General features: G+C 37.2%; 20 protein-coding genes. 9 read left to right on the plus strand and 11 right to left on the minus strand.

The window, feature by feature from the left end; all coding sequences use genetic code 11:
- Positions 1-25 precede the first annotated feature (25 nt).
- Positions 26-346, minus strand: a complete 321-nt coding sequence (locus tag MT489_RS21705) for a cupin domain-containing protein (RefSeq protein ID WP_244683648.1) — start codon at positions 344-346, stop codon at positions 26-28.
- A gap of 70 nt (positions 347-416) precedes the next feature.
- Here MT489_RS21705 and MT489_RS21710 point away from each other — a divergent pair, with 70 nt between their 5' ends.
- Both MT489_RS21710 and MT489_RS21715 read left to right on the plus strand, forming a co-directional pair.
- Positions 417-743 carry an MGMT family protein gene (locus MT489_RS21710; protein ID WP_244683649.1) on the plus strand — a complete coding sequence of 109 codons (327 nt, stop codon included), beginning with the start codon at positions 417-419 and terminating at the stop codon, positions 741-743.
- Between the two features lie 157 nt (positions 744-900).
- Positions 901-1779 carry a DMT family transporter gene (locus MT489_RS21715; RefSeq protein WP_244683650.1) on the plus strand — a complete coding sequence of 293 codons (879 nt, stop codon included), beginning with the start codon at positions 901-903 and terminating at the stop codon, positions 1777-1779.
- 8 nt (positions 1780-1787) lie between these two features.
- Here the strand turns inward: MT489_RS21715 and MT489_RS21720 are convergent, their stop codons facing one another.
- The 4 genes from MT489_RS21720 to MT489_RS21735 all read right to left on the minus strand — a co-directional run bounded on the left by MT489_RS21720 (position 1788) and on the right by MT489_RS21735 (position 5046).
- Positions 1788-2543 (minus strand): HAAS domain-containing protein, encoded by a 756-nt coding sequence (locus tag MT489_RS21720; RefSeq protein WP_244683651.1) that lies wholly within the window; start codon positions 2541-2543, stop codon positions 1788-1790.
- Positions 2544-2548: 5 nt separating this feature from the next.
- Positions 2549-3220: a DUF1129 family protein gene (locus MT489_RS21725; RefSeq protein WP_244683652.1), complete on the minus strand. Its 672-nt coding sequence runs from the start codon at positions 3218-3220 to the stop codon at positions 2549-2551.
- A 2-nt stretch (positions 3221-3222) separates the two neighbouring features.
- On the minus strand, positions 3223-3552 hold the full coding sequence (locus MT489_RS21730; protein WP_244683653.1) for a PadR family transcriptional regulator: 330 nt from the start codon (positions 3550-3552) through the stop codon (positions 3223-3225).
- A 261-nt stretch (positions 3553-3813) separates the two neighbouring features.
- Positions 3814-5046 (minus strand): GTPase family protein, encoded by a 1233-nt coding sequence (locus tag MT489_RS21735; RefSeq protein WP_244683654.1) that lies wholly within the window; start codon positions 5044-5046, stop codon positions 3814-3816.
- Positions 5047-5577: 531 nt separating this feature from the next.
- Here MT489_RS21735 and MT489_RS21740 point away from each other — a divergent pair.
- From MT489_RS21740 to MT489_RS21750, 3 genes are all read left to right on the plus strand, one after another.
- Positions 5578-7134, plus strand: a complete 1557-nt coding sequence (locus tag MT489_RS21740; RefSeq protein ID WP_244683655.1) for an ABC-F family ATP-binding cassette domain-containing protein — start codon at positions 5578-5580, stop codon at positions 7132-7134.
- An 11-nt stretch (positions 7135-7145) separates the two neighbouring features.
- Positions 7146-8018, plus strand: a complete 873-nt coding sequence (locus MT489_RS21745; protein WP_244683656.1) for an endonuclease I family protein — start codon at positions 7146-7148, stop codon at positions 8016-8018.
- 202 nt (positions 8019-8220) lie between these two features.
- Entirely contained in the window at positions 8221-9369 is a 1149-nt protein-coding gene (locus MT489_RS21750) for an MFS transporter (RefSeq protein WP_244683657.1), read from the plus strand.
- A 209-nt stretch (positions 9370-9578) separates the two neighbouring features.
- Here the strand turns inward: MT489_RS21750 and MT489_RS21755 are convergent, their stop codons facing one another.
- Both MT489_RS21755 and MT489_RS21760 read right to left on the minus strand, forming a co-directional pair.
- Positions 9579-10319 (minus strand): ThuA domain-containing protein, encoded by a 741-nt coding sequence (locus MT489_RS21755; protein WP_244683658.1) that lies wholly within the window; start codon positions 10317-10319, stop codon positions 9579-9581.
- A gap of 114 nt (positions 10320-10433) precedes the next feature.
- Positions 10434-11357 (minus strand): aminoglycoside phosphotransferase family protein, encoded by a 924-nt coding sequence (locus MT489_RS21760; RefSeq protein ID WP_244683659.1) that lies wholly within the window; start codon positions 11355-11357, stop codon positions 10434-10436.
- A gap of 158 nt (positions 11358-11515) precedes the next feature.
- On the opposite strand from MT489_RS21760, the gene MT489_RS21765 reads away from it, so the two are divergent.
- From MT489_RS21765 to MT489_RS21775, 3 genes are all read left to right on the plus strand, one after another.
- Positions 11516-12718: an MFS transporter gene (locus MT489_RS21765; protein WP_244683660.1), complete on the plus strand. Its 1203-nt coding sequence runs from the start codon at positions 11516-11518 to the stop codon at positions 12716-12718.
- An 86-nt stretch (positions 12719-12804) separates the two neighbouring features.
- A complete protein-coding gene (locus MT489_RS21770) occupies positions 12805-13431 on the plus strand; it encodes a hypothetical protein (RefSeq protein WP_244683661.1) in 627 nt (208 codons plus the stop codon).
- A gap of 207 nt (positions 13432-13638) precedes the next feature.
- Positions 13639-14064: an exosporium protein C gene (locus tag MT489_RS21775; protein WP_244683662.1), complete on the plus strand. Its 426-nt coding sequence runs from the start codon at positions 13639-13641 to the stop codon at positions 14062-14064.
- Between the two features lie 211 nt (positions 14065-14275).
- Here the strand turns inward: MT489_RS21775 and MT489_RS21780 are convergent, their stop codons facing one another.
- Genes MT489_RS21780 through MT489_RS21790 form a run of 3 tightly spaced genes read right to left on the minus strand, consistent with a single transcriptional unit; the run spans position 14276 to position 15849 of the window.
- Positions 14276-14830 (minus strand): DUF4825 domain-containing protein, encoded by a 555-nt coding sequence (locus MT489_RS21780; RefSeq protein WP_244683663.1) that lies wholly within the window; start codon positions 14828-14830, stop codon positions 14276-14278.
- Positions 14823-15500: a permease prefix domain 1-containing protein gene (locus tag MT489_RS21785; protein WP_244683664.1), complete on the minus strand. Its 678-nt coding sequence runs from the start codon at positions 15498-15500 to the stop codon at positions 14823-14825. The genes MT489_RS21780 and MT489_RS21785 overlap by 8 nt, the downstream gene beginning before the upstream one ends.
- Positions 15493-15849, minus strand: coding sequence for a PadR family transcriptional regulator (locus MT489_RS21790; RefSeq protein WP_244683665.1), 357 nt, complete (start codon positions 15847-15849; stop codon positions 15493-15495). The genes MT489_RS21785 and MT489_RS21790 overlap by 8 nt, the downstream gene beginning before the upstream one ends.
- A gap of 122 nt (positions 15850-15971) precedes the next feature.
- On the opposite strand from MT489_RS21790, the gene MT489_RS21795 reads away from it, so the two are divergent.
- Positions 15972-16898 carry a phosphotransferase family protein gene (locus MT489_RS21795; protein ID WP_244683666.1) on the plus strand — a complete coding sequence of 309 codons (927 nt, stop codon included), beginning with the start codon at positions 15972-15974 and terminating at the stop codon, positions 16896-16898.
- Between the two features lie 49 nt (positions 16899-16947).
- On the opposite strand, the gene MT489_RS22515 is transcribed toward MT489_RS21795, so the two are convergent.
- On the minus strand, positions 16948-17035 hold an 88-nt coding region (locus MT489_RS22515; protein WP_425311309.1), incomplete at its 5' end, for an IS3 family transposase.

A 17035-nucleotide genomic window follows, 5' to 3' on the forward strand; every position in this document is an offset into this window, starting at 1 on the left:
TATGCAACAAAAAATCCTCGTTGCGTTACGAGGATTCTCTAGCTAAAACAACATAAATACTTAGTCGTTCACTGCCTGTATTTTCAATGCTCAAAACTTGTTTATTTTCACAATGAATTATGTCTTTTACAGTAATATCGTGCTTTTCATCATCAATTGTACAGATTCCATTACCTTCCATTACATATAAGTAAACATGCGCATTAGGGTGTGGATGAGGCGGCAAGGCTTGACCTGGAAGAAAATTCAGGATGAATACTGTGCTTTTTCCTTCATTAAATATAATGTTTTTCGTAAACCGAGCCTCATTGACTGATTGAGCTTCTTCAGCTTTCTTAATCATCATCTATTTAGCCTCCCTTTCTAATTGCGATCTATATTAATGATATACTAAAAAATGATTGGAGAGGTTTAAAATGAATCCTTTTACAGAAAAAGTAATAGCCATTATACAATCAATACCCAGAGGTAGTGTTGCAACATATGGACAAATTGCTCGACTAGCTGGAAGTCCACGTGGCGCCAGACAAGTTTCACGAATCCTTCATTCCATGAGTTCAAAATATAAACTTCCTTGGCATCGTGTCGTTAATGCCAAGGGCGAAATTGTGATAGCAGACCCCGAAACTGCCTTTCAGCAACAGTTATTGCTAGAAAGTGAAGGTATCGAGGTTATCAAAAACAATCAGATTAACCTCCATCAATATCAGTGGAAAAAAATAGAGGATCCACACTGGGAGTAGATGGAAGGGTAAAAAAGAAAAAGCGAAATGCCCCCAACACACTATGGTTTAAAAGGAAGTCTTTAATATTTTATAGTAAATTGCATATAAGTTTACGATGCATCCTTTTGCGGATAGAATAGAAAAGTTAGCAATTTGTTAAAGGATGGATTCATCTATGTTTAAGGCTTATTCTTGGCTAACTTTTTGTGTAGTCGTTTGGGGCAGTAATTTTGTATTCGGGAAAATTTTAGTTCAAAGCTTCTCTCCTGCTCTATTAACATTTCTGAGACTTGTCTTCATTGTGTTTTTTTTAATTGCATTGTCTTATAAAAAACAGCTAATCCGTGTAAATAAAAATGACGTAATTGTTATTTTCTTTCTGGGGTTTATCGGAGTATTTATTAATCAATGGTCTTTTTTTGTAGGTCTACAAACAGCTGATCCCACAACTTCCGCATTAATATTAGCGACAACTCCTATTTTAACTAGTGTTCTAGCAGCAATCTTCTTAAAAGAAAAATTATCTACTCGAATGGCTTTCGGCTCTATTGTAGCGATTATTGGGATTTTTTTCGTTGTAACAAAAGGGAGTTTATCGTCAATACACATGGATCGTGGTCTAATTTGGATTGTAGTCACTATGGTCACCTTTGCAATTATGATTATTATGACAAGAGTACTCTCCCAAAGAATCGATCCACTTATGATTACTTTATATTCGAATGTTGTTGGCTTGTTTGTTTCGATCTTTTTTGCCTTTTCGCTCGATAATCCATTACGAATCAGTAGCAACATCACTGATTGGGCGCTTTTGATCGGAACGGCCGTTATTGTTCATGGGCTGGCTACACTTATTTGGAATAGTAATATACGTCATGTTGATGCTTCCAAGGCATCTATATTATCAAATCTTGAGCCCTTTGTCGCAATGATATTTGGACTCGTACTATTATTCAAACCAATTACAGGCGTAGAAATAATAGGCTCGATTTTCATTGTAGGAGGAGTAGTGCTGTCTACTTATCAACGAAAACAGCTGTTAAGCCAAAATTAACATATCAATTATGTTAATTTTGGCTTTTTTCTCTCTGTCACCACTATACTTAAAATGATTAAAATAAAGAGCAATATAAAAGATACAAAGCCGAGAACAAGTATCATTTCCTCATTTAAGTTCGAGAACCTAGAGAAGAAGTCGGGAATAAAAAGAATCGCCGGGATCCAAATAGGAAACCATGCTTTTGCCCATAATGCACCGAAAATAAAAATGAAGGAACATATCGCTACAATGATCCAATTTGAAAGTATGCTTGCCTTATAAAAAGGTTCAATAAAAATTCCACTCACTACCATTAATAAGATAAAAAGTATCATCACACTTGCACTTGCAATCATTCCAGCAAAGAAAAGTTTCTTGTTGGAATATTGATTTTTCCCTGCACGTTGTAAAAAGGCAACGTAAATAACTAGTCCAATTGCGGCTATAATCGGAAATCCAAATACTTGAACAATATTCAATTCAAATTCCTCTCTTATCGCCGGTCCCATCATAAAATAAGCAATGACTCCCAGAAAAAAGATAGGTAGATTTTTTAATAGACTTTTATAATCAGTCTTCATTTCCCCTTTAAGAGAAGCCATATATTCAGCAGGAGTGCAGTCTATAATATCCTCAATATTCTTTCCGTGTTTTTCTGATTCAATAAGATGATTCCTTAGTTCATCTACTAGTTCATTTATTTCTTTTTCTTTTTTTCCCGATGTCATTAGATATAATCGAAGATTCTCAATGAATCTCTCACTTTTATTTGATAACATTTTATCTACCTCCAAATTTTTTTCGTCGTAAACACAACTAACCAGAGAACTCCTCCAGCAATTAAAGATGCCAACCACGTAAAATTAAATGAAGGTCCAACTTCTGGAATAAACCTTGTAGCTATAATAACGACGACCATACCTCCTGCTCCAACTATCCCAACCTTAATCATGTCCATTTTTTGATTTTTATTTTCTTTAAACAATGTATTTTTAATTAATCTAAAAATAAACCAAATCGTAAAGCTAACGAAACACGCAATGACAAATGCAACTACTACCGTTTTAATCATATAAACTTCGATTCTCACCTTTGTAAACTGTGACAAGACGAAAAAAAGAATTCCTCTAATGATTAAGACCCAACTGACAATATTGGCTACGATTCCTGCAACAAAAGGGATCACCGCTCGCTTCTTTTCTTTTGGCAATTGCTCAATGATTTCATCAGCAAAAGCTTTTGGGTCTTCACCGAATATATCTTTAGCGGTTTTACCTTCTCCTTGTCCTTCAAGTAAATGATCAAGCAATTCCATTAAAACTTCTTCCGATTGTTGCTCTGATAGAGACATTTGAAGGCGAATATAAACCAACATATCGCTGTAATAAGCTTCATTTTCCGGTGTCAATAATTCTCTCTTTCGATTGTTTTCTTCTATTAATTTTTTTGCATTCATCGTTAGTCTTCTCTCCTTTTGAACAATGCATTGACAGGCTCACTTATTTGATTCCATTCTTCCGTAATGGTCAATAAAGCCTCTTCCCCAAGCTCAGTCAAAAAATAATATTTCCGATTTGGCCCCGAATCCGATGGCCTCATCTCTCCCCTTATTAATCCGTTTTTTTGAAGCCTTAACAAAACGGGATAAATCGTTCCCTCACTCACATCTTCAAGGCCAATATCCTGTAGTTTTTTTGAAAGTTCATACCCGTAAACGGGTTCTTTCTCGATCACAGCCAACACACATCCATCTAATATCCCTTTTAATAGCTGGCTTCGTATCGACATCTGCACCCTCCTTCCCTAACTATATTGCTAAGCAAGATAGCAAATAAAAAAAAAAAAAGACCTTGGCTATTTTGCTTAACAAGATAGTGACTTTAAAAACAACTACTTGGTTTTACAAAGTAGCTGTTTTAAAGATATTATTTAATTTCAGTTTTGTCAAGGGACAATTTCCTTGTTAGAAACAGCAAGGATTACAACGAACAACTCTCTAATAAAAGTGCGGTATCCCTCTTTTACCTCCAAATACTTACTTTCGTATTCCTAATCCTTTTTATACTGTTCTTTACCTGTTTGGAAAGCCTTTTTTGCCTTTTTTATATCATTCCCATCTATGAAATACACGATGCCAGCCTTTCCGATCCCAAAAGTTACGGCACCGGCCACAGCACTGGAAATGACATTACCAGCAGCAGGTATGAGCTTGACCACTGAGCGGACTCCTTCTCTTACTGCAAACGCCAATCCAAGATTAGCCCCAACCGCACCTATGAATTCAGCAGCTGTTTTCCTGCTAATCTCGCGGCCGGCAATGTAGGCGATAGCCATTACCATCAACGCTTGCAAAGCTGTCAAAATAGGCATGTCGGCAAACGGAATTGGCTCAAGTGCGACGATGCTTGCGATTCCCGACATTGTCAAAATAATTTTTTGTGCGACTTTTTTTTTAACTGATTTGGCTTGGGCCGCCTTTGCTGTTTTCAATATTGCTTCATTTGGTAGCGAATCAATTAAATAAGAGGCTACCTCATCAACATTCCACCGCATATCGAAGAGAATATTGCCTTCTTCATTAAAATCCGTATACGTACAGACCGGGATAATGTTTAGAAGCGGTATTTCCGCTTCCTGGAACCGCTTTTCCATCAAGGCGACTGCTGTCTTGATATTGGCTGCCTTAATAGGATTAGCGTCAAACGGAACCTCTTTGTAATACGGCGGATCCAGCTCATCCACCTGAGTCACAACACAGATGACAGGAACATCGTATTGATGGGTCTCCTTAACGAATGATCGCAGCAAGTTCAATTCCCGTAAATCTTCTTCAATCCTCGCATCTGTTTCCTTCCCTTTGATGAGGAATAATAATACATCAGGCTGTTCTGCCTCCAATTCTTTTTTCAACTGGTCAAAGGCTGATGCTTCCTCCGTGCTTTCAATTGGCTTTTCACTTTCTCCGAGCCCCCGTGAATCAAGCAGGCGGATTTTTTTCTCATCTTCAGAAGGATACCAAAACCATTTTCCGCGCCCCGTTCCAGCCTGCACAGGGCTGACAAACTGTTTCGCTTCACCGAACAGGGCATTGATGAGGGAGGACTTCCCTGCTCCTCTCCTCCCTATGAGTGCAATTCGCGGCTCCCGAGCATCGACGGTGATTTCTTTCAATTCACTCAGTTTTGATAGCATTTTTTTCTTTGAATTGCCTGCTATCGGTAGCTTGTCCAGCTGGCCTTTCAACTGGTTAAATACTGAGTCAAATTGACTTTCTTTATTCATATAGGATCCCTCCCAATCTCTCTCGTCTTTTCTTTCCCCAATTCTGTTCGCTTGAACCATCCTCTTCCTATTTTCAAGAAGAGGGTTTGTGCTTATAATAAATGGGAAGGAAGGATAACCATGAACATTATGAATTGGTCATACACTATGCTCAATTATATTTAAGCGTAGTTTTGTTAATATTCCCATTCAGATTCTATTTCCATTCAAATGTAAGATTAATATTTTCTTTGTACAATCCATTGGTCCAGCATTGATCTTTCGTTGAGCGTTGAGAGTTGCACCTATTCAACAATGAACTCGGCGCAATCTGCAGAATAATGCTGCGGACAATGATTCAATAAATTAGGCTGTTTTCGTAAAGTTTGTTTTATTGTTAAAACCTAAAAGCTAGATTTTACCCCTAAAAAGTGAGTTCAGGGATTCTTATGAGGTAAGTAGCTCTTTTCTAAGCGGCACTATTTAAATCAAAAAAAGCAACAATGACTAAGAAAAGATCCATTAATTAAAATCCATCTAATGAGGTGTAACATGAGTATACTATCTGTCAGTAAGCTAAGCCACGGTTTTGGCGACCGTGCTATCTTCCATAATGTATCATTTCGTCTTTTAAAAGGCGAACATATCGGACTTATCGGTGCAAACGGCGAGGGAAAGTCCACCTTTATGAATATCATCACAGGAAAGCTCCAAGCAGATGAAGGGAAAGTTGAATGGGCGAGAAAGGTAAGAGTCGGCTATCTGGATCAGCACGCCGTCCTTAAAGAAGGCTTATCCATAAGAGATGTCCTGAAGATGGCATTTCAATATTTATTTGATCTAGAAGCAGAGATGAATGGTATTTACGAAAAAATGAGCGACGCATCCCCTGAGGAGCTCGAGCAGCTGCTTGAAGAAACAGGCATCATCCAGGATACTCTCACCCATAACGATTTTTATTTAATCGATGCTAAGGTTGAGGAAATCTCCCGCGGTCTTGGTCTTGATGAAATTGGTCTTGAACGGGATGTTCAAGAGCTTTCAGGAGGTCAACGGACTAAGGTTCTGCTAGCGAAGCTGCTTTTGGAAAAGCCCGATATTCTTCTCTTGGACGAGCCGACCAACTATCTGGATGAAGTCCATATTGAATGGCTCAAGCGTTACCTTCAAGAATATGAAAATGCATTTATCCTTATTTCACATGATATCCCGTTTTTAAACAGTGTAGTTAACCTTATTTATCATATGGAAAACCAAGAACTGAATCGCTATGTAGGCGACTACGATGATTTTATGAAAGTATATGAAATGAAAAAACAGCAACTTGAATCGGCATACAAGAGGCAGCAACAGGAAATTTCAGAGCTGAAGGATTTCGTAGCTCGAAATAAAGCCCGGGTATCGACAAGAAACATGGCGATGTCGCGACAAAAGAAATTGGATAAGATGGAGGTCATCGAACTTTCCGCACAAAAGCCAAAGCCTGAATTTCATTTCCGTGAAGCCAAGACGAGTGGGAAATCCATATTTGAAACTAACGAGCTTGTCATCGGCTATGATGAGCCGCTTTCCAAGCCACTAAGCTTGAAAATGGAGCGCGGACAAAAAATAGCTCTGACAGGCGCAAACGGAATTGGAAAAACAACATTACTCCGCAGCATTCTTGGTGAAATCAAGCCCATTTCCGGAAGCGTCCGGCTTGGGGATTATTTGCAAATCGGCTATTTTGAACAAGAAGCGCAAGGCGGAAATGCAAATACATGCATCGAAGAGCTATGGCGTTCATTTCCATCGTTTACCCAGTACGAAATCCGTTCTGTACTAGCAAAATGTGGCCTCACGACGAAACATATCGAGAGCAGAATGGATGTGCTTAGCGGCGGTGAAAAGGCGAAAGTTCGTCTATGCAAACTTGTCAATCAGGAATCCAATCTGCTTGTGTTGGATGAGCCTACAAACCATCTTGATACAGATGCCAAAGAAGAGCTAAAACGCGCCTTGAAAGCATATAAAGGTTCCATACTTCTTATCAGCCATGAGCCGGAATTTTACCGCGAAATTACAACAGACATTTGGAACTGTGAAACTTGGACAACGAAGGTTCTTTAGGGAGTGATTCGATGAGACTGGAGCAGCTCGAGAAAAGAATCGGGAGCATACAGCATAATCAGATGAAGATGAAAGTAAATGAACGTGCCTATTATGATGAGGTATTGGATCGCGAGCTCATTTCTCAATATTATTACGGGTTGGATCTATTCATGGGGAATTCGCGACAAAAATTTAATCTGCTTCACTCACTCGTGGAAAGAACGCATAAAAACAGGCTGTCCTATTTCGTCAGCAAAGATGAATATTTATATACATGGGTTGATCTACAGCCAAATGGAAACGTTAAGAGCATTTATTCAGGCGAAGAAAATCATCCAGCAGATTTGCTCAGAAAGGATTATGAAGTCACCAGACGGCAAAAGGAAGCAGATTTCAAAGTTGAAGCTGCCCATCACCTAGATAAAACTGTACCAGAAGAATTCAAGTTCAACGCAGAGCATATCGTTCCGCAATCATGGTTTGGGGGACGTGAGCCAATGAAAGGTGACCTTCATCACTTGTTTGCGTGCGATCCTGGCTGCAATGCGAAGAGAGCCAACTTTGCCTTTCATGACTTTCCTTATTACGATCCTGAATCGCCGGATGAAAAAATCCGCAATAACTGTGGCATCGCCGACTTTGATTTTTTCGAGCCCGAATATGGTAAAGGCACTGTCGCAAGAGCCATGCTTTATTTCATCCTCCGCTATCCAAACGAAATCCGGCGGCCATTCGGGAAAAGAGTGAACTTCCAATTATTGAGAGAGTGGAATGCACAATTTCCGCCACTCCTTCATGAAAAACACAGAAACCAAGCAATCCAAAATATTCAGGGAAACCGGAATCCATTTATAGACTTCCCCGACCTAGCTGATAATATTTACTTCCCGCTCAAGGCTTGAGCGGGATTTATTTTGGATAATCTGCTTCCCCCCGAACGCCCTGCCATAACCCGTTCCATCAAATAGGAAAATATATGCCTATTGGCTGATGAAGAGTTTTATATATTCTCTTAAAAATGCACAATTAATCCACTTGCCTATTTATCTTGAAAAAGAGATGATAGAAATAAGTTTAGTATAGTAGATGGGGGCATTAACGTTCATGCGCGTTTTCGTATATTTAATCGTCTTTTTTTCTTTTTTTGATTTATTTACTCAACTGCCAATTATGACTCCTCTTGCAACATCACTTGGTGCTACTCCTTTTTTATCAGGTTTGGCTGTTGGGATGTACTCCTTTTCAAATACAATCGGAAATGTCATTTCTGGGTTTTTAACAGATAAAAGAGGTCCATTTGTCATTTTATTATTAGGATTATTATTTACAGGAGCAATGCTATTTTCATATTTTCTCGCCATTGATGCATGGTCGCTTCTCTTTATTCGCTTTTTACATGGTTTGACTGCAGGATTGATAGTGCCTGCTGCTTTTACTTACTTAGCAAATTCCGCAAAGCAAGAGAAAAAAGGAAAAGGAGCTGCCCTTTCGGGGGCATTCGTTGGACTAGCTGCTGTGATTGGACCAGCATTCAGCGGGATTGTTGCAAGTAAATCCAGTGAAACGACCGTGTTAAGTGTTACAGCGTTTTTCATGATTTTGTTAGGTGTTCTCTCTTTTATTTTCTTACGAAGCAAACAAATTGAGAAAGGACATAGAGAGAAGGCAGATATATTATCCATAAGTGCTTTTTTCAAAAACCCGCTCATCTTAAGGGCTTTTTCAGGAGCATTTTTCTTAATGTTTTCCCAAGGGGTACTTGCCTATATGCTTCCATTAAAAGTAGTGGCTCTTGGACAGGATTCACAAACGAGTGGACTTCTTTTAAGCACGTTTGGCATTGTTGCCATTCTCGTATTCGTCTTACCAATCAATAATTTATTTGACATTATTAAGCCCGTGAAGACCGCCTCATTCGGTATGGCAGCAATGGCTTTAGGCTTAATCATCATTAGTTTTAGCAATCACATTCCATTCCTATATGTAATGATGGGGCTCTATGGAATCGGATTTGCCTTTCTATTTCCATCACTTAATTCTTTGTTGATTGAAGCTACAGAACAAACGCATCGAGGGAAAGCGTATGGATATTTTTATGCATTCTTTTCTATCGGTGTGGTTATCGGCTCAGGGTTAACGGGGTTATTAAATCTTACCGCCAATCAAGGATTTCTATTTACAGGAATCATATTAATTGGCGGAGCGTTGATTATGATTCTCCAATCACAGCCAAAGAAAGTGGAAATGTCATAATGGCCGTTCCACTAGTGTTTTAAATAAACCTTCAATCATTCTTGTTTGATGTATTTTAAAAAGCCAAGGCTTTAAATCCTAAAGCATTCACGTAATTGCTACCGCTTTGAATCAACATACTATTTCTCATAACAAAAAAGGAACTGCCTTAAGTGATTACACACTTAACAGTTCCTTTTTAATAGACACAACTTATGATTTTATGATAATCAATCCGGGCTATCTCCCATTCCAGTATAGGAACGAACATTGCCTTCTGATAGTTTGGCACCTAATTCGCTGTAAAGGGACTTCCCTTCAGCTGCCCATAGGAAACCTCTTCTCATAATTTCAGTCACTTCAGGCATTGCAACAATATTGGCTTGATGCCCTAATGAACAGTAAAATACGCGTCCGGCTCCCCAACGCTTTGTCCATACAACAGGCATATCAACAGCTTTATTTGTTGAATGCGGTCCTTCAAAAACAGGGAAACGAGTCGTTGCCAAAACTTCTACTGCTGGATCGACGTGTAAATAATATTGCTCACTAACAACCTTGAAATCTGAAATTCCTTCTAAAAGCGGGCTTGATGAATGCTTAATATTTACCATATATTCGATTCCATCGTTTCCAGGGTGCGCAACCCAATTCCCACCAGTTATGAACTGCCAGTCAACATTATTTCGGAACGAATCACACATACCGCCGTGAAGTCCCGCTAGCCCTACACCACTTACAATAGCTTCGGAAATATTGAGAGCAGATCTGTTTTTAATTTGTCCCATTGTCCAATGCGGAATAATTAAATCAAACGCTTTCAATTTTTCTGTATCAGCATATGAATCTAGTGAATTAGATACTTCTACATTAAAATTTTCTTCTTCGAGGATTCCCTTGAAAATTTCTGCGACTTGTTCTGGCTGATGGCCATCCCATCCTCCCCATACAATTAGAGCTTTTTTACTCATTTTTCATCCCACTCCCTACTAATAATGTAAATAATTATCAAATTTGCTATATTCATTTTAACAAACATACAGTTTTCTGTACATTGTTTAACCGATAAATTAAGTTGAAAATTTTTAAAAACGATTAACTAAACTTACCATATAGGCATCCAAACGCTCTTTGATTAATTGAGCCGTTAATCCTTTAAAACCTAAATCCGTCCATCCTGGGTATACTTCGGGATCTTCTAAAGGAAAATCGACGAGCGAAATGATATCCCAATACGGATTATACTCAAATGTTGGACCAGCGTACTGTTGATAATAAGATAAGAAAATATCCGCTTCTTTCACCCCGTACAATTGGGCAAGGTTGACTCGACAATGGCCAACATCCACGCCAGCAGGACCTTTACACGCGTTAATCCAGTCTACTATTCCACTTACAGAATTTCCTGACCATAGCACATTATTTGGATGGTAGTCGCGATGGATAAAACACTCCTGGAATTCAGGACGTTCCCCTTTAATAATGGTATGAACCTTTTTCCATTCTTCCTTTAAGCCCGACCATGCTGGAATCTCGAATGTATAAGGGTCCTGATATGTATAGTATGAACGCGAAAAATCAGCTTTTATTCTATGTATTTGCACAAGGGCCTGTGCAAGTCCACTTAGCCAAGATTTCATATCATCGGGCTCCAGAACAACCTTGCCCTCAAGCTTGGTCATGATTGAAGCATATGAACCAAAAAGATTCCCTGTCTCTTCAATTGCAATGATCTCAGGTGTCGGAAGTTTTTTTAGCTTTGTAAAGCGAAGGTTCTCAGCTTCATTAATGACTAAATCTGGACTATTTTCATTCCAACCTTCAGGGAAATGTAAACGGACCACATACTCGTTTATCCCCCCATTCTCCATTAATCCAACATTAAAAACAAGTGAGGATATTCCGCCTTTTAATTGACTAATAGTTTCAATAGTAGCTTTTGGATTAATTGAATTTACTACCCACTTTTGTACTTCTTCAGGCAATAACTTTTTAGTTACTGATTCCATCGTATAACCATCCTTTTACACCTCTAGTTTTGTTTTATATTTTTATTCCATACTATCTTCTTACAATCCTCTATTATGTGATATTAATATTCTTGTTATAGACCTTTTTCACCTTTACTGATAAGATAACTTGGACATCAAAATTTTAGGAGAATCATATGAAGAAATTTGTATTTTTCGCTTGTCTTATTTATGCTTTGAATGGTTTTGGACATATTATTATTGGTACCGTTCTCGAACCGATGGTTAAATCATACGGTATTCATTACGGAGATGGCGGACAACTGATTATGAATCAATTTTTAGGATTCCTAGTCGGGGTGTCATTTGCTCCAATGATTGTAAATGCGATTGGCCGTAAATTGACCATTTCCCTAGCACTGCTTTGTTTTACAATTGCCCAATTTGTACTTGGATCTAGCCCAAAATGGGATATCTTATTATTCATCGCTCCAATTGGCGGGGCTGGCATTGGTATTGCTGAAACCGTTGTCGCGGCTCTAATAGTTGGACATTTAAAAGAAAAAAAGGCTTCCACTCTTGTACTAACGGAAGTATTTTTCGGTGTTGGAGCACTTGTCATCCCTATGATTTCTGCATTTTTTATTCTGAACGGAATGTGGAATGCTTCTTTTACAACCGTCGCTATCATTACAAGTATGACGCTTCTAGGATGGTTCTTTCTTTCATTTGGAGAAATGGACCCTATTTTAAAAAAGCGAGTTAAAGTTCGTACACAAAATAAAGAGAAGATCAGTAGAAATCGATACCCTCGAAAACAAATTCCATTATTGGTTATCGGAGCTTTCTTTTTCTTTATGTATGTGGGTACAGAAATGGTGCTTCCAAACTACTTGCCTACGATTTTAAGTAAGACAACTAGCCTAGATGCATCTTCCCTTGCCCTAAGCATTACGGTTTTCTGGTTAGCAATGACAGTAGGAAGGCTTTGTATGACGTTCATTATCGATAAAATTGGTTACGTTAAACTTTTCATTATTAGTTGTATTGGCCAATTTTTCGCATTAATTATATTTGCTGTATCACCTTCTGTGATCATTAGTTATGTAGCCATCTTTTTAACTGGATTATTAATGGGTGGAATTTTCTCAATCGGATTATTGATTATCAACGAAAATTCAGTAGGGTTGGAAGAATGGACAACCAGCCTACTCGTTGCAATGGGTGGTTTAGGAGGAGCTTTCCTACCTAAAATTGCTGGAGAACTAATCGATCGTTACCCAATATCTGCTACATTATGGGCACTCGTACTTTTTGGTTTTATACTTGTCGTATTGATGGGAGCTATCTTTTATTATAGAAAAGATTCAAGTAAAGCATCTGAAAAAGTCATGGCTTAATATTCAAGTTTAAAAGCATAAGGGCACCGAGTTTTTCTCGATAGCCCTTATTTTTTTCCAATTTTTTCGGTAAAAGAGGGATTATTATGACAATAATAAACAAGTTAGCAACACACCTTAATCGTAGAGATGAAGAACGAAACATTGAACTTGCACATGAATTAGTTAACACAAATAATCTCGAAGGTATAAAAGAAGTAATTCAGAACTTATCTAATAAGGATAAAAAGATTCAACAGGATTGTATAAAAGTAGCGTATGAAATTGGAGAAATGAAGCCTGAACTCATAAGTGAGTATGCTTTAATTTTTATAGACTTTCTTAAAAGTCGTAATAATCGATTAGTCTGGGGATCCATGACTGCATTATCTACTATAGCACTTGTGTCAGCTGATATGATAATGGAACATATTGAAACTTTATTTTCAGCAATGAAAACTGGCTCAGTTATCACTATGGATAAGGGAGTCTTAACCCTAGCAAAGTTAGCTGCTGTAAACAAGCAAAACAACGAACGAATTTTTCCGTTCTTACTCTCTCATTTGAGAACTTGTAGACCAAAGGAAATTCCACAACATACTGAAAGTACTATTCTAGCAGTAACGGGCGATAATAAAGAGGAATTATTATCAGTGTTACGAAAAAGAGAAAACCAACTTACGACATCCCAGTTAAAAAGGATTAAAAAAGTATATAAGGTACTTGAGGATTAATTCAACATTTATTATTTAAAATACTATGTGTCCTATTAAATTTATCCTTAATTGGTCGACAAAATAGACTGTTTAAAAACATTTCAAAAGAGAAAATAGCCTTTTTTTCATTTTTCGACACCATTTACCTATCATTATAATTATATTATCCAAGCCATTTCTTCTTAGTAACGTATTTTAAAGTATAAAATTAAGGAGGTGGCTGTAATGGTTAGTATTATAGATTACCAAGCAACACAACCCTCTCGGAGGGTTAATTCAGTTAATATCGCTATCCCTCAATCTCCTATTAGATCTGTATTAGCAACTATTCGTTTAACTATTCCTCAAAGTAATGCAACTAACAATCGGGTACAATTAATTTCATCCGTAGGCGTGCGTGGGGTTACTGGTACATCTCAGTTGTTGTTTAGGATCTTCCGTGATGGATTAGAAATCTTTAGATTTCAAGTGGGGGTAGAATCAGATCCTACGTCGGAGGTAAACTATGTTGAAACATTTCAAGCAATAGATTCAAATGTGAGTCAAGGTACCCATACTTATCAAGTAACCGTTCAAAATATTACAAGTGGAACAGAAGCTACTGTTGTAGGACCAATTTCCTTTAGTGGTTTAGCAGTTGCACTTACTTAATGCCGAAGATGTGGTCAAAATTGAGATTTAAATGAAAGTATTAGTTTTGAAAATACATTCACATTATTTTGGAGTTAAGTATCTAGAATAAATCATTCCCCTTCAGCTAAACGTTGAAGGGGTTTCGTGTTTTCGGGCTAGTGTAAATATTAAAACGGAGGGTAGAAGAAACCATAAGATTGGCTTCACCCTCCCTCTTTTGTTTCATGCTCTAAGGTAAAATATCTTTTATAAAATCCTCTACATACTGAGGATTCTTTAACGGATTTCGAACTTTTTCATTCCATGTTTTTGTACTCTCAGTCATTTTATTAAAATTTGGATATCTTCTTTCAATGCTTTGTCTATCTACATTAATGGTTTGATCCAAAAAATGATACTCAATTTTTTCAAGGTTCGCTATTAGTGCAAAGGCAGCAGTAGAGTTGTAGATAAGAGATTGATTTAATAATTGATTATTAATATCTGTAGTTTTCTTTTTAAAATTGACCATCACCGTTAGTTCTTCTGAATTGAGTTCAAAGTCTTTGAGCATATTACTTAATGGCAGATGACCAAAAAGTTGAGTCGTGTTTCCTGCATTTCCCATATAAGGATTTTTGTGTTGCTGAATATACTCCAAATCATGTGTGAGTGGCTTCTCTTGTTCCCGTAAATATTGCTCAGCAGCTGCGTTTTGCTTTGGAATTACTATGAATTGAACAGTAATAAATAAAATCATTCCTATGACTAATAATGCAATAATCCATTTTCCTAACTTACTCATGTAATTTCCCCACTTCATATTGCGTAATTAATTTCTCCCATGCTGTAATAACAAGTGGAATGATAATTGAAATAAATGGCAAAGCATAACGAGCTACTAATACTCCGAATTGATATGGCCCATCTATATGAATAGGTCTTGCAAACCATATATTGCTCCCAAATAAGATCGCTGTTATACATCCCCATGTAACGATGATAAAAAGAGCCCATAGCAACCATATTACTTTCTTTGACTTTATAAACGACACAATGTTTAATTGGCCAATCTTATCATTATTTCTTTTTAGTGTTTTTCCTAAAATTATATAGACCACCAGAAGAACAAGAATAACAAAAAACAAGGTCATATTCATCAAAGTCCCGATACCAACAATCGTAAAAGGAATCGTGATAATCCAAGCTACAATGACATATAAAAAAGCAATTTGATAGGCTTTAAACCAAAACTGATTGATTTTGATAGAAATATTGATATCAATCAGATCATCTACATTAGTAATGCTATTTTTAGCTTTTTCAATGGCACTTTTTTCATCTTTACCTTCTGCGATAAGATGAGATACTTTCGCTTCTAAATTTCCTAAGATTTCTTCCTTCAATTCGTCGATATCGCGATGATTCTTGTATTTTCTAAATAAATGATCGACATACACCTTCAATTCATTCATCGTTTACACCTCTTTTTACAATCAGAAGATCGATCAATTCCTTAGCACTAATCCATAAATTAACTGCCTCTTCATATGCCAATTTTCCAGCATCCGTAATCTTATAATACTTCCGCCTGCCACCTTGGCTTTCGTCTCCCCAATAGGCAGAAATAAATTTTTGCTTTTCCAATCTTTTTAAGCTCGTATAAAGTGATGGCTCCTTCAATTCAAATGTCCCATTGCTTTGTTCAAAAATAGTTTTAATGATTTCATATCCATAATTATCCCCTTCAGATAAAACGCGCAAAATAATCGTATCTATATGACCACGAATCAAATCGCTGCTGATAGGAGTAGCTTTATCCATAAGAACCCTCCTTTAATTTGCATTGTAACACATACTACTATGCGTGGTGAAGTACTATTTATAAAATTCCCCTCAATAACCGTCTAACACTGATATAATTAAGGAAAAAGGGGTGGGAAATAATGAAGTCTTTTAAAATAGATATGGATATAAATACGGCAATAATGAATATCCAAAGCATACTGAAAGGTTCTGTCTCCAATGTTCAACCCATTAATTTTGGCGAACTGAGCAAAGTCTTTAGTTTCTGTTTTCAAGATAAAGAATATGTCATCCATTTTAATAACAATGGGAATCGATTTAATAAAGACGAGTATCTATATAAAAAACTATCACAGCTGGATATTCCCATTCCAAAAATTGAACGAAACGGGAAAATTGATGATATCTATTTTTCTATATCAGAAAAAGCAACCGGACTATCATTGGAAGCTTATCCCGAAAATGAAATTAAAAATGTTTTGCCTGCGCTAGCTACTGAATTTAAAAAGATCGTTCAAATCCCAATCGATTCAACCGAAAAATATGGAGCAATAGACTATAAAGGGGAAGGATCTTTTAATTCGTGGCAACAATATATCGAATCGTTTTTTCAGAAAGAACAAGATGGTTTTTGGAAGGATTGGTATACACTCTTTGATCATAGTTTCTTAGAAAAAGAGGTTTTTGATTATTATTACGAGATGATGATGGAGTTGTCATTGTATTCACCTGAAGAAAGGTATCTTGTTCATGGGGATTTTCATTTAGGAAATATCATTTCGGATGGACAGGATATTACAGCTATTATTGACTGGGAATTGGCGATGTATGGAGACTTTATGTTTGATATTGCAAACATACACTTTTGGGCTCCTCAGCTCGAAATCCCTCAAATCTTTCACGAAGCGTGGATAAAAAACGGTGAAGAAATTCCCCATTTTCAAGAGAGGCTATTATGCGGAATGCTTTTTAAAGGAATAGATGGATTGAGGTTTTTTGCCAAAAAGGAAGACAAAGCTGCGTATGAAATGATAAAAGATAAGTTATCTACAATCAAAAAAAAATAACCAGTTGGAACCTCACGATGATGTGACCCCTAAAAGTTAGAGTTTCATATTACGCAGCTAGTTGGCTGGTGTGAAGACGGTATTGAACCGGACTCATGCCAGCCAGTTTTTGCTTAATCCGGTTATTGTTGTAATAC

This window comes from Lederbergia wuyishanensis, assembly GCF_022900255.1.
GTDB lineage: Bacteria > Bacillota > Bacilli > Bacillales > Bacillaceae_C > Lederbergia > Lederbergia wuyishanensis.